The following is a 13,218-nucleotide window of genomic DNA, read 5'->3' as shown; positions in this document are numbered from 1 at the left end:
GCGCCCCCCCGGCCGGGGGGCCGGCCGCGCGCCCGCTCCGCGCGCCCCGCCCCCCGCCCCCCCCGGGCCGGCCCCCCCCCCCCGCGCCCCCCCCCCGGGGGGGCCGCGGCGCGGACACGCCGCTCTGCGAGCGGTGGCATCGGCGAGAACCGCGCATTACGTCGGCTGCCGGTCACCAGCCCGGCGGGACGACGTGTGAGGAGCACCGGTTCACCGGCGTGACGGACGCCCGGACGGGTCCGGCCCGGGCGGATCGGGCATCGACTGATCCATGCCGTCGCATGGCGGGAGGTCGGCGGCCCGTTCGCCGGACCCGGACGGCGTCTCCTCGCTCACCCCTGAACGCCGGGAACTTCGGGAACGCCGGGAACCCCCGGGCGCCGACCCGATGAGCGCGTCGATCGCGTCCTCCAGGGCCGAGCGGAGGTCGTCCGCCTCGACGGACGCCAACGGCTCTACGGGGGCCATCGACCGCAGGGCGACCACCCCGCTGAACAGGGCCAGCACCAACTGGGCGCGCAACCGGGTCTCGGGGCCCGGTTCCGCGGCCGCGCCCCCTGAGTCACCCCGTCCCGAGGCGAGAATCCGGGCGACCGCCTTGTCCATGGCGAGGGTGCGAAGGTCCTGGATCTCCTGGTCGACGCTGCTGTCGCGGAGCAGCAGGAGCATGGGGTGACTGCCGAACTCCGGCCACGCGTCGGGGCGCAGGCCGTCGAGGAAGTCGTCGACGATGTCACCCCGCGAGGACTCGTCCTCGGCCAGCGGGTCGGGCGACGCGGCCACGACCGCCTGGAACAGGCCCGGCTTGCCGCCGAAGTACCGGTTGATCAGCATGAGGTTGACTCCGGCGTCGTTGGCGACGTCGCGTGTCGTCGTGCGGTCGTAGCCGAGGACGGTGAAGCGTCCGCGCGCCGCTCGCAGCAGCGCACGGCGGGTGGCTTCGGCGTCCCTGGGGCGGGGCTCCCCTGTGGGGGTGGGCGGGGTGGTGTCCATGACTCCATCCTCGCTCATGCAATCAACCGATTGACTGGCCGCCCGGCCACCCCTAGGGTCGCCGATGTAATCACCCGATTGCATTACTCAGGACGGGCAGGACGCAGGGATGACCGGGACGAGCCTCGACCCCCTTTCGCCTCATGACCAGGACAGCCCGGCGCGGCCGGGACCGGGGACGAACCTCAAGATCATCGCGGTCGGACTCGGCGCACTCGCCGCCGCGCTGGCACAGACGCTGATCATCCCGGTCCTCCCCACACTCACCACCGATCTGCACACCACCACGGGCGACGCCCAGTGGCTGCTGACGTCGACCCTGCTGGTCGCCGCGGTCTCGGTGCCGGTGCTCGGCCGGCTGGCCGACATGTTCGGCCGCCGCCTCGTCCTGCTGATCAGCCTCGGCGGGCTCGCTGTCGGTTCGGTGATCGACGCGCTGACCTCGGACTTCGGCGTCATGCTCGTCGGCCGCGCGGTGGCAGGACTGTCCGCCGCGGCGATCCCCCTCGGTATCAGCCTGCTCGCCATCGTCCTGCCGGAACAGCGCCGCGGTTCGGCGACCGCCCTGGTGAGCGCGATGCTCGGCATCGGCAGCGCGCTCGGGCTGCCACTGGCCGGCCTGATCGGCGACAACGCCGACTACCACATCCTCTACTGGATCGGCGCGGGCGGAGCGGTGATCAGCGGCGTGCTCATCTTCGCCCTCGTCTCCGAACCGCCCGCCTCGCACGAGCGGCGGATCGACTGGGCGGGCATCATCCTGCTCACGACCGGCCTGGCCTGCCTGGTGCTGGCCATTTCCCAGGGCAGCTCCTGGGGATGGAGTTCGGCCCGCGTCATCGCCCTGTTCGCCGTGGCCGTCGTGGCACTCGCGGCCCTCACCGCAGCCGAGTCCCGGGTGTCCAACCCCCTGATCGACATGTCGGCGCTGAGGCGCCCGGCCATCGCGCTGACGAACGTCGCCGCGATGTTCGTGGGTTTCGCGCTGTTCGCCAGCTTCACGGGGACCTCCTCGTACGTGCAGGCACCCACGGCCACCGGCTACGGCTTCGGGTCCTCGGTCCTCACCGCCGGACTGTGCCTGCTGCCCAGCGGTGTCCTCATGCTCCTGCTCGCGCCCGTCGCCGCCAGGATCATCAACAACTGGGGGGCGGCGCGCGTTCTCACCGTCGGGTCACTGGTGATCGCGGCCGGGCTGGTGTTCCGCATCGTCGCGGTCGACGCGCTCTGGGAGGTCGTCCTCGGCAGTTCGGTCATCGGAGCGGGCACCGGTGTCGCGTACGCCGCCCTGCCCTCGCTGATCAACGCCCACACTCCCCTGCCTCAACTCGCCGCCGCCAACGGCATCAACGCCCTCGCGCGCAGCCTGGGCAGTTCCCTCGCCAGCGCCGTCGGCGGTGCCCTGCTGTCGGCCGTCACCCTGCGGATCGGCGGATTCGAACTCCCCTCCCTCACCGCGTACCGCGTCCTCTTCGCCGTCTGCGCCGGGGCAGCCGTCGCCGCCGCCGTCATCGGGCTCGTCGTCTCCGCCGGATTCCCGGCCCGCCCCACCCCCAGGACGGCTCCTGACGTTCCGTCACACCACTGACGGCAGAGCCCTTCCCCCGCTCCCGCGCGAACCGGGCCGGCCCGGCCGGGACCACACGGTCCCGGGCCGGGCCGGATTCGTCCCCCGGTCACTTCAACGCGGCAGCGAACATGCCGGGTTCGTAGGAGCCACCCTTCTGATGCACGATCACGGCGAGCCGGTTGGCCGCGTTGATCAGGGCGACCAACGAGACCAGCGCGGCGAGTTGGTCGTCGTCGTAGTGCTCGCGCACCCGTGCCCAGGTCTCGTCGGACACACCGTGCCGGGCGTCACCGAGCCGGGTGCCCTCCTCGGCGAGCGCCAACGCGGCCCGCTCCGCCTCGGTGAACACGGTGGACTCGCGCCAGACGGCGACCAGATGGAGCCGCACCGCGCTCTCCCCGCCGGCCGCGGCCTCCTTGGTGTGCAGGTCGACGCACCAGCCGCAGCCGTTGATCTGGCTGGCGCGCAACGAGACCAGTTCCTGGGTGGACTTCGGCAGGGGCGACTGGTGGATCACCAGGGCAGCGTTGGCGAACCGCTTGCTGAACTTGGCGGCGATCTCGTTGTCGAACAGGTTGAATCGTGCGTCCATGATGTCGTCCTCACTCGTGGTGATGCACTGAACGAACACGAGATGCCGGCGGCCCGATCCCTGTGACGGGCCGGTCGTGTGACGTGCGCCACCACTCAGGGGTGTCACAGGAGCGCGGGGACCGGCGTCCTGTGTGCGTGGCACCCACACGAGGTGAACAGACGGGAGCGGCCGGTGCGGAACGAGCGGAACGGGTTCACGGAGGGCACGACCGAACAGCGCGCGGACGGGAGCCGGGCGGACGGCGGCCGGGCGGACCCCGCCACCGAGGCGTTCGTCGCCCATCGCAACCTGCTGTTCACCGTCGCCTACGAGATGCTCGGCTCGGCCGCGGACGCGGAGGACGTCCTTCAGGAGACCTGGCTGCGGTGGGCGGGTGTCGATCTCGGCACCGTGCGGGACCAGCGCGCGTACCTGGTCCGGATCACCACGCGGCAGGCGCTGAGCCGGCTGCGTACGCTCGGGCGCCGCAAGGAGTCGTACGTCGGTCCGTGGCTGCCCGAGCCGCTGCTCACCGCGCCCGACGTGGCCGAGGACGTCGAACTGGCCGACAGCGTCTCGATGGCGATGCTGCTGGTGATGGAGACGCTGACACCGACCGAGCGGGCGGTGTTCGTGCTGCGGGAGGTCTTCGGCCTGGGATACGACGAGATCGCCGAGGCCGTCGACAAGAGCGCGGCCGCGGTGCGTCAGGTCGCGCACCGGGCACGGGCACACGTCGCGGAACGCAGGCCGCGGGAGATCGTCTCCCCGGCCGAGACCAGAGACGCGCTCGACGCCTTCCGACGGGCCACGGAGACGGGCGACCTGCGGAAGCTGCTCGACATCCTCGCGCCGGACGTGGTCTTCCTCGGCGACGGCGGCGGGATCAAGCAGGCCGTCCTGCGTCCCGTCGTCGGGGCCGAGAAGGTGGCCCGCCTGCTGACCGGCGGAGGAGGCAGGCACGCCGCCGCGTCGCTGCGCCCGGCGCTGGTCAACGCCTGCCCCGCGCTGGTCCTGCGGCTCGACGGCGTGATCGACACGGTCCTGGCGGTGCGCATCGACGACGGCCTCATCACCGGGCTCTACGCCGTGCGCAATCCCGAGAAGCTGTCGCACATGCAGCAGGAGACGCTGCTGCGTCGCTGAGGGCCAGTGTGTCCGCGCGGGGCGTCCGAGGGGCGGGATCCGGTCACTGGCCGACACACACGCTTGCTACGTTCTTGATCGGCTTTCGCAGGCGGCGGTCGGTGACTTGGAGGTTCTCGATGGAGGATGCTGCGCCGTTGGATCTCGTCGGGGTGGACTCGGAGGCGGAGAAGGCCTATCGGCACCTGCTGGCGCGCGGTGGCGGGACCGTCGAGGACGTGATGGCGGCACTCGGCGTGACGTACCAGGAAGGGCTGGCGCTGGTCGAACGGCTGCACCGCTTCGGACTGGTTACCCGACGTACCTCGGGAGAGTTCCTCACCGTGGATCCGCGGCACGCACTGCGGGCGCTGGTGGAGTCACGCGAACGCCAACTCGCCTCCGTGCGCGATGCGGCGGGCTCCCTCGGGGCGATCTTCGACTCCGCCAGACGGGCCAGGAACGGTGGCCACGGAACCCTCGTGATCAGCGGGCCGGAAGTGGTCGGCGACCGCTACTACCGGTTGAAGCAGGCCGCGCGCGCCGAGATCTGTTCCCTCGACCGTCCCCCGTTCCTGCTGGCCCCGAACGCGCCGCTGGACGAGGCGGTGGTGGGCCGCGGTGTCCGGGTCCGCGCCGTCTACGCGGCCTCCAGCTTCGTCGCCGACGGCGGGTGGCCGGAACTGGGCAGTCTGGTGTCGAGAGGAGAAGAAGCCAGGATCACGCCGACGCTGCCGATCAAGCTCTCCATGGCCGACCGCTCGGCCGCTTTGGTGTCACTGAGTCTTTCCGCCGGGAACACCGAGTGCCTCTACACCGAGGCGCCTCCGCTGCTGGAGGCTCTCGCGGAACTCTTCGAGCGCTACTGGGCGGTCGCGTCCCCACTGGCACGCGACCCCGGTCCCGATGCCCAGGTGCCGCTGCCGGCCGGTCTCCCGGATGAGGACCGCAAGCCCACGGACGAGGAACGGAATCTCCTGGCCCTGTTCGCGGCCGGCGTCAAGGACGAGGCGATCGCCCGCCAGTTCGGGATCTCGTCACGGACGCTGCGCAGGCGCATCCAGGATCTCTACGCGGAGCTGGGGACGACCAGCCGGTTCGGCGCGGGCGTCGCGGCGGCTCGCCGCAACTGGGTCTGAGCGCACGGACGCCTTCGCGGCGTACTCAACGGCGCCGCTCACTCGGTAAGGCAACCTACATTTACGCCAAGCTATTTGACGGCTCATCACCTCGCGAACACGGAAGCGTCTGCCTGTCCGGACGAGCCGCCCAGCCGTGTCCGCGCGGGGAAATCCCCTGGCCACGGCGCCACTTGTCCACTTGAGGACAATGGCACTCAAGGGACATGGCGAGTTCTTTACAGCGAGGGAAAACACTGGCTGACTACGGACATCTTTCGCACGCCTAGCTCTTGAGGTCTCCCTTGCGCATACCTCCGTCGCCCAGACGCGGGCTGACCGTCGCGGTCGCCGTCCTCGTGGCGCTGACGACCACCGGCCCGGCCGTGTCGGCCGGGACGCCCACCCCTTCCACCCCGTCCGCCGCCGGACGTCCGCAGGTGACGGGTACCGTCACGCTGATCACCGGTGACAAGGTCGCGGTGACGGTCAGCAACGGCCGTACCAGCGCGACCGTTTCGGATCCGCAGGGCAGGCCCACCGGTGCCCATGTCATGTCGGTCGGCCCCGACACCTACGTGTACCCCGACGCGGCGCTGCCCTACATCGCGTCAGGAGCACTCGACGAGCGGCTGTTCAACGTCGACGAACTGCTCAAGGACGGCTACGACGACGGCCACAGTGACCGACTGCCGCTGATCGTCACCTACACCGACGCCGCCGCCCGTGCCCGCAGCGCGAAGGTGCCGGCCGGCGCGCGCAGGACGCTGACGCTCAGCAGCGTCCAGGGCGCCGCGATATCCGCCGAGCACGCGCGGACGACGGACTTCTGGGCCTCCCTCACCGGCACCACGGGGACCTCGGCAGGGGCGCGCTCGGCGGCGAGAACGCAGCCGTCCGGGAGGCTGTCGGGCGGGATCGCCAAGGTGTGGCTGGACGGGAAGGCCAAGGCGACGCTGTCCGACACCACCGCGCAGATCGGCGCGCCCGAGGTCTGGGCGGGCGGTGACACCGGCCAGGGCGTGGACGTCGCCGTGCTCGACACGGGGATCGACGCCGCCCACCCGGACTTCGCGGGACGGATCGCCGCGTCGGAGAGCTTCGTGCCGGGGCAGGACGTCACCGACCGGCACGGCCACGGCACCCACGTCGCCTCGACCGTCGCCGGCACGGGCGCCGCGTCCGACGGCAAGGAGAAGGGTGTCGCTCCGGGCGCCTCGCTGCACATCGGCAAGGTCCTGGACAACGACGGCAGCGGCCAGGACTCGTGGATCCTGGCCGGCATGGAGTGGGCGGCCCGCGACCAGCACGCGAAGATCGTCAGCATGAGCCTGGGCGGTGATCCCACCGACGGGACCGACCCGCTGAGCCAGGCCGTCAACCGGCTCAGCGAGGAGACCGGGGCGCTGTTCGTCATCGCCGCGGGCAACTCCGGCCCGGAGGCGTACACCATCGGCGCGCCGGGTGCGGCGGACGCCGCGCTGACGGTCGGCGCGGTGAACGGCCCGGGCAAGGGCGTGGACCAGCTGGCGGAGTTCTCCAGCCGCGGGCCGCGCGTCGGTGACAACGCCGTCAAGCCCGATCTGACCGCGCCCGGCGTCGACATCCTCGCGGCCAGGTCACAGTACGCGCCGGAGGGTGAGGGCGCCTACCAGACCATGAGCGGCACCTCCATGGCGACGCCCCATGTCGCGGGCGCGGCCGCCCTGTTGGCGGCGAAGCACCCGGACTGGAACGGACGGCGGCTCAAGGACGCGCTGGTCGGCACCACCGCCGGTACCCGGCAGTCCAGCCCCTACCAGGGCGGCAGCGGACGGCTCGACATCGCCGCGGCCGTGCGGGCCACCGTGATCGCCTCCGGTTCGGCCTTCGCCCAGGTCCATTACCCGTACCCGCCCGGCGGGACGGTTCGCAGGGACGTCACCTACACCAACGTCGCGGCCGAGCCGGTCACCCTGGACCTGGGTCTCGTCGCGGACAACATCCCCGACGGGCTGTTCACCCTCACCGACTCCCGTCCGACCGTGCCCGCGCACGGCACGGCGACGGTCGGCGTGATCACCCACCTCGACCGGGCCGCGGACAACGGCGCCTACACCAGCCAGCTCACCGCCACCGGCCCCGACGGCACGGTCCGTGCCCGCACCCCGGTCGGCGTGAACAAGGAGGGCCGGCGCGTCAAGCTGTCGGTCACCGCGAAGGACAGAAAGGGCAAGGGGCTGCCCGGCACCCTCGTGCTCAAGGACATCGACCGGAACACCGTTCCCAAGGTGTACACCGTCGACTCCTCGGGCACCCTCGACCTCAGCCTGGTGCCCAGCACCTACGCGGCCTGGCTGTACGCCGATGTCCCCGGCATCGACGGCACGCACACCCTGGGCCTGGGCCTGTTCTCCGCTCCGGAGATCGACCTCGGCGACGACCGGGCGCTCCACTTCGACGCCGCCGACCTCCACCGGGCCGCGGCGCTCACGCCGCAGCCGACCGCCAACAGCTTTATGCGGGTGGACCAGTACCGGTCGAACGGCGATGTGCTCCCGTTCCTCGACAGCTACATGCCCGAGTACTGGCGCTATGACAGCCTCTGGGCGGCCGCTACACCCAAGGTGACGCAGGGCTCCTACACCTTCGCGACGCGCTGGCGGCAGATCGAGCGGCCACTGACCTTCTCACTGGGCTCCCAGACGTACGAGAGCGCCGTCGTGCAGAGCCTGTCGCCCATGCTGCCCGAGGGCAGCACCAGATACCGGGCCGTGTGGGCCGGGGACGGTTCGGCCGCGGACTTCCGCAGGCTCAAAATCCGTGGGCAGGTGGCGGTCGTCCGCCGCAGTGACTCCGTGTCCGCGCCGGACCAGGCCGCGGCCGCCGCGAAGTTCGGCGCCAAGCTGCTGTTGATCCTCGACGACGGCTACGGGAAGTTCGATCCCTGGGCCGACCTCCCCGACGCCGCACCGCTGCCGGTGGCCTCGCTCGGCACCGATGACAGCATCCGCCTGCGAAACAGCCTGCGTTGGCCGGGAGTGGGACAGCTGAAGGTGGTCTCGCACCCTCGGCCTCACTATCTGTACGACCTGGTGCGGCACTACGACGGCGCGATCCCCCGGAGTCTGACGTACCGGCCCGGTCCGGGCGAACTCGCCAGGATCGACGAATCGTTCCGTGACACGAGGCAGGGCAACGCCGTACAGGTGCGATACGACCTGACCGTCGACTCCGGTCTCCCGTTGAACAGCAACGCCACCCCCGTCCCCGCCCAGGGCACCCTCACCTCGTGGGTGACAGCCGATCCCGGTGTCTCATGGCTGACCCAGGTCTCGGCCAGCGACCTCGGCCAGCAGAGCTCGCCACGCTCGTACAAGGGGCGCAGCACATCCGGGGAGGTCTGGCTCTCTCCCGTCCAGCACCCGCGGCTCCTCAACGACACCGTCCACCACTCCCCCTTCAGGATCGGCGATGTCATCAGCACGTCGTCGATCACCGCGTGGGGTGACTCCGCCGGCCACGCGGGCGTCGTCTGGGCCGACGGGGACACCTCGAAGATCTCCCTCTACCAGGGTGACCGACTGCTCGGCGAGGAGGCCAACGAACGGATCGTCACCGTCGAAGGCGTACCGGCGGAATCGCTGCCGTACCGGATCGTGGTGGAGGGGAAGCGCGACCTGCCGGGCAGGCCGTACTCGACCCGGACCCGTACCGAGTGGGGATTCACCTCCGCCACCACCGACTACAGGGTGCTCAGCCCCCTGCCGCTCATCCAGCTGGACTACGCGGTGGCCACCGACCTCTCCGGCCGGGCGGGCCGCCGGAGCACGCTGACCGTCACGCCCTCCCACTTCAAGGGCGCGACGGGCGCCGCCTCGCTCCGTACCGTGGGTCTGGAGGTTTCCTACGACGACGGTGCCACCTGGCACCGGACGGCGCCGCGCCACTCGGGCACAGACTGGAAGACCTCGCTCGACGCGCCCTCCAAGGCGAGGTTCGCCAGCCTGCGTACGACCGCGCGGGACGCCAACGGCAACAGCGTCAGCCAGACCCTGATCCGCGCCTTCGGCCTCAAGTAGGCGGGTCGGGCGGTCGGCACGACCCGCGGAGCCCCTGTTCGCCCTCTCGCGAACGGGGGCTCCGCGGTGTTCGCTGCCGGCGCTCCGCGGGGCACGCACGCCTGACCCTCGCCCATGGCGCCGGGACGCGCCGCCCTCCACGAACCCCCTTGCGGGGATTGCGCGTTCGTCCCCTTTCACCCGCTCCCGCTCCGACGTCTCACGCGTGACCACGCGGCTCGGCGGACACCTCGCCGGTGGTGGGCCCGCGTCCTCTCGGGGAGTCGGTCCCGACAGCCTCACGTCGCCGCATGCTCTCTCGTGCCGGCCGGGTCAGGCGGTGGTGTACACCGCGGCCAGATCGTCGTCGGCGTGCCTCGCCGCGGCGTTCCGCCAACGAGGCACCGACGAGCCAGTTGTTGAGCACCAGTTCGGCCTTGGTGCCGTCGCCGGCCGGGCCCAGCCAGACGGTGGCCCCGCCGAGCGCGCCGAACACCGGGCCGAGGACGTCCCGCATCCGGTCGGTGCCGCCGGCCAGCACGGTGAGCTGCCCTGCCCTGCCCTGCCCGGGCCGGCCCCTCGCTGCCGGAGACCGGGGCGTCCACGAAGGTCACCTGGTGGCGGGCGGCGGTCCGCGCGAAGCGGGCCGTCCACTCGGCACCGACGGTCGCCATCTGCACCCAGATCAGCCCAGCGGCATCCGCCAGGAACCCGTCGGGCCCTGCCGTTCCTGATCCCCCAGTACCGCGCGGCGCTCGTCGTGGCACTCGTCACGATCACCGTGGAGCTGGTGACACTGGCCTGGATTCGCCGGCGCCTCTTCAGCACCGGCTTCCTGCGTTCCTTCGTCTCCATCGCGATGGGCGGAGCGATCATCGCCGGTGTCAGCGCGGCCCTGGGCACGGTCACCTGACCACCCCGCCGCAACCGGACACCTCCGGGCGCCACCGGCGTCGAAGCCACCGGTCATCGCCCGACCCGTGCGTCCCCAAGACAGGACATGACCCGCCCTGGGGACGGCATCACGTGCCCGGGGGATTACGGCGGGGCGAGACGATGTCCAGGACGGCCATCATGCCCATGTCCTCGTGGTTGAGGATGTGGCAGTGCAGCACCGTCCTGCCGGTGAAGTCCGTGAAGCGGATGCGGACGACCGCCTCGCCGAGCGCGGGCACATTGATCGTGTCGTACCAGCCGTGGAGGGGGTCCTGCGCCTTCCCGTCGAGGCTCATCAGCTGAAAGTCGTTGGTGTGGATGTGGAAGGAGTGGTCTTCCTTCGTCTTGTTGCGGATGGTCCACTCCTCGACGCTGCCGAGGGCCGAGGTGAAGTCGATCCGGCGCGGGTCGTACATCCGGCCGTTGATGTAGAACTTCGTGCCGGGCCCGTTCTCGGTGTAGGCGACGGTCTTGCGGGCGGCGATCGTCGCGTGGCCCAGGTCCTCGTGCGGCGCGAAGTCGGTCGGCAGAGCGTCGCGGCTCATGGCCTTGCCGCTGCTGACGACGGTGGCCAGGTCGGCACGGGGGAAGTTGTTTCCGGCTGAGCCGGTGTCGTACGGGAGGGTCTCCAGCCGCGTGGTGCCGGGCCGGCCTCCCTGGACGAGGACGTCGAAGCGTGCGCCGGCCGCGACGACCAGGGAGTCCCGGTCGTAAGCCCTGCGCACGGGGATGCCGTCCTGGGCGATGACGTGGAAGCGGGCACCCGGCAGATGCAGCTTGTAGTAGATGTTCGCGCCGATGTTGGCGAGCCGCCAGAGCTGGGTCTCCCCCGGCCGGATGCTGATCACCGGGTTCCGCTGGCCGTTGACGGTGCGGTTGGTGGGCGCCCCGATGTGAAGGGGGTGGGTCTTGATCGCATCGCCCTGTACCTGGAAGTCCTTGAGCGCGATCGTGTGCTCGGTGATGCCGCGCAACGCCGGGGGCAGGTACCGCCGCAGGCCTTCGACGACCATGACGCCCGACTCACCGCCGGCGACCTGCGGTGCGGACATCATGTCCGCGTGCGAGTGGTACCAGTAGGTACCGGTCGGGTGGTTGAGCGGCAGCTTGTACGCGTAGTGGTACGAGCGGTTGTACTTGATGGCGATGAAGATGTCGTCGGCGGGGGCACGCGGCGAGACGTGGAGACCGTGCGTGTGCACGTTGGTGTCCTCGTCGACGTGATTGGTCATGGTGAGGTCGATACGGTCGCCGGGCCGTACTCGCAAAGTGGGTGGCATGTAGGCCCCGTTGTACGTGGTGGCGTACAGCTGACGGTCACCCACCCGCACCTTGCGGCGCTCGACCGTGATGGCGGCCTTCAGGAGGCCGTCGCGGCTGACCAGTTCCGGCGGGTCTTGAAGCCGCGGGCCCGGCGCCACACCGTGGCCGTCCTTCGGCGCGGGCTGGAGGGTGGAATGGGACGGTCCGCCCTCTGCCCGGCCGGAGCAGCCGGCCAGCCAGCCGGTGACGAGGAGCAGGCCGGCGACGGGCCCGGCCAACGAGGAACGGATACAGGACCGGGTCACATCACTCCCAGGCGAGCCGAGCGACCGGGCGGAGCCACGCCCGGGGAAGCCGAAGCCTCGACGGTCCGCCGTCGGCCCGTCAGCGGGAATCTAGGAACGCGGGGCACCCCTGCCCGGCGCGCCACGCCCGCGAGGCGGCGGCAACCGCCCAAGAACCGCGCGCTTCCACACGGATGGCGGCAGCTCCGGCGACGGCCCTTTCCTGGGCCCCCTGCCCTGGCCCCGGGCAGGCGCGTCCCGCACCGCGCCCATACGAATGAATCGTGGTCCGGCAGGGAACACCGGGGGCGGGATCAGAGTTGATCACCACATGGCTTCTGAGACACGTGAGGAATTCGGGCGGATCGGTATCTGGAGCGGTGCCCTGCACCGTTCGCGGGTCGACGACGCGGGCAAGGAGGCGATCGCGGAGGCGGTCACCGAGCTCGAGGATCTGGGGTACGGCACCGTCTGGCTCGGGGGCAGCCCGTCACCCGACGACGCCACGGCTCTCGTCGACGCCACCCGCACCATCACCGTGGCCACCGGCATCCTGAGCATCTGGGAGCACACGGCCGAGGAGGTGACGGCGCGGATCGCGGGGCTCGACGCGAGCGCGCGTGGCCGATTCGTCCTCGGACTCGGCGTCAGCCACGGAAAGTTGGCGCCCCAGTACGCCAAACCGTACAGCGCGATGGTGACCTACCTCGACGCCCTCGACGCCGCCGCCCCACCCGTGGATCGCAGTCGTCGGGTCCTGGCGGCGCTCGGCCCGAAGATGCTGAAGCTCGCCACCGACCGGGCGCTGGGTGCGCACCCCTACCTCGTCACCACCGAGCACACAGCCGAGGCACGCGAGGCACTCGGTCCCGACGCGCTGCTCGCCCCGGAGCTGTCGGTCGTGCTCGACACCGACCTCGACCGGGCTCGAACCACCGCGCGGACCATGCTGGCGATGTACCTCCAACTGCCCAACTACACCAGCAATCTGCTGCGCCTCGGGTTCACGGAGACCGACTTCGAGAACGGCGGCAGCGCACGCCTCCTCGACGCCGTCTTCGCCCTGGGCGACACCGAGCGCGTACGAGCCCGGAGCCGCGAGTACTTCGACGCGGGCGCCGACCACATCGCCCTCCAGGTACTGACCGCCAAGGAGAGCGGAGCCGGTCTGCCGCGGGCCGAATGGCGCGAGCTGGCCGCGGCGTTCGCCGACGAGCTGTAGAGAACGGTTCGCGGGGGGGGGGGTGCGCGGGGGCGCGCGGGCGCGGGGGGGGGCGGGGCGGCCGGGGCGCACCGCGCCCGCGAGAGAGACCCG

10 protein-coding genes and 1 pseudogene are annotated in these 13,218 nt (G+C 71.2%); 6 read left to right on the top strand and 5 right to left on the bottom strand.

Annotation, left to right across the window (positions count from 1 at the left end):
• Window positions 1-210: 210 nt before the first annotated feature.
• On the bottom strand, window positions 211-1,011 hold the full coding sequence (locus tag ACFV2J_RS02185) for a TetR/AcrR family transcriptional regulator (protein ID WP_385097863.1): 801 nt from the start codon (window positions 1,009-1,011) through the stop codon (window positions 211-213).
• Between the two features lie 91 nt (window positions 1,012-1,102).
• Here ACFV2J_RS02185 and ACFV2J_RS02180 point away from each other — a divergent pair, with 91 nt between their 5' ends.
• The gene (locus ACFV2J_RS02180; protein WP_385097860.1) at window positions 1,103-2,581 is read left to right on the top strand and encodes an MFS transporter; all 1,479 of its coding nucleotides are present in this window, start codon (window positions 1,103-1,105) and stop codon (window positions 2,579-2,581) included.
• An 88-nt stretch (window positions 2,582-2,669) separates the two neighbouring features.
• Here the strand turns inward: ACFV2J_RS02180 and ACFV2J_RS02175 are convergent, their stop codons facing one another.
• Window positions 2,670-3,155 (bottom strand): carboxymuconolactone decarboxylase family protein, encoded by a 486-nt coding sequence (locus tag ACFV2J_RS02175; protein WP_385091379.1) that lies wholly within the window; start codon window positions 3,153-3,155, stop codon window positions 2,670-2,672.
• 174 nt (window positions 3,156-3,329) lie between these two features.
• On the opposite strand from ACFV2J_RS02175, the gene ACFV2J_RS02170 reads away from it, so the two are divergent.
• From ACFV2J_RS02170 to ACFV2J_RS02160, 3 genes are all read left to right on the top strand, one after another.
• Window positions 3,330-4,283, top strand: coding sequence for an RNA polymerase sigma-70 factor (locus ACFV2J_RS02170; protein ID WP_385091376.1), 954 nt, complete (start codon window positions 3,330-3,332; stop codon window positions 4,281-4,283).
• Window positions 4,284-4,402: 119 nt separating this feature from the next.
• A complete protein-coding gene (locus ACFV2J_RS02165; protein WP_385091373.1) occupies window positions 4,403-5,401 on the top strand; it encodes a LuxR family transcriptional regulator in 999 nt (332 codons plus the stop codon).
• 284 nt (window positions 5,402-5,685) lie between these two features.
• Window positions 5,686-9,441, top strand: a complete 3,756-nt coding sequence (locus ACFV2J_RS02160) for a S8 family serine peptidase (protein WP_385436974.1) — start codon at window positions 5,686-5,688, stop codon at window positions 9,439-9,441.
• 199 nt (window positions 9,442-9,640) lie between these two features.
• Here the strand turns inward: ACFV2J_RS02160 and ACFV2J_RS02155 are convergent, their stop codons facing one another.
• Window positions 9,641-9,961, bottom strand: coding sequence for a hypothetical protein (locus ACFV2J_RS02155; RefSeq protein ID WP_385437037.1), 321 nt, complete (start codon window positions 9,959-9,961; stop codon window positions 9,641-9,643).
• Between the two features lie 28 nt (window positions 9,962-9,989).
• Window positions 9,990-10,187, bottom strand: a pseudogene (locus ACFV2J_RS02150) (NAD(P)-binding domain-containing protein); the annotation flags it as partial.
• Between ACFV2J_RS02150 and ACFV2J_RS02145 the strand changes: the two are divergent.
• On the top strand, window positions 10,181-10,333 hold the full coding sequence (locus ACFV2J_RS02145) for a hypothetical protein (protein WP_385091368.1): 153 nt from the start codon (window positions 10,181-10,183) through the stop codon (window positions 10,331-10,333). The pseudogene ACFV2J_RS02150 and the gene ACFV2J_RS02145 sit on opposite strands and share 7 nt — an antisense overlap.
• A 109-nt stretch (window positions 10,334-10,442) precedes the next feature.
• Here the strand turns inward: ACFV2J_RS02145 and ACFV2J_RS02140 are convergent, their stop codons facing one another.
• A complete protein-coding gene (locus ACFV2J_RS02140) occupies window positions 10,443-11,897 on the bottom strand; it encodes a multicopper oxidase family protein (RefSeq protein ID WP_385091365.1) in 1,455 nt (484 codons plus the stop codon).
• A gap of 337 nt (window positions 11,898-12,234) precedes the next feature.
• Here ACFV2J_RS02140 and ACFV2J_RS02135 point away from each other — a divergent pair, with 337 nt between their 5' ends.
• Window positions 12,235-13,125, top strand: a complete 891-nt coding sequence (locus ACFV2J_RS02135; RefSeq protein ID WP_385091362.1) for an LLM class F420-dependent oxidoreductase — start codon at window positions 12,235-12,237, stop codon at window positions 13,123-13,125.
• Window positions 13,126-13,218 lie beyond the last annotated feature (93 nt).

It is taken from the genome of Streptomyces sp. NPDC059668, from assembly GCF_042734135.1.
In the GTDB taxonomy this organism is placed as follows: Bacteria; Actinomycetota; Actinomycetes; order Streptomycetales; family Streptomycetaceae; genus Streptomyces.
This window is presented reverse-complemented; position numbering and strand designations above follow the sequence as displayed.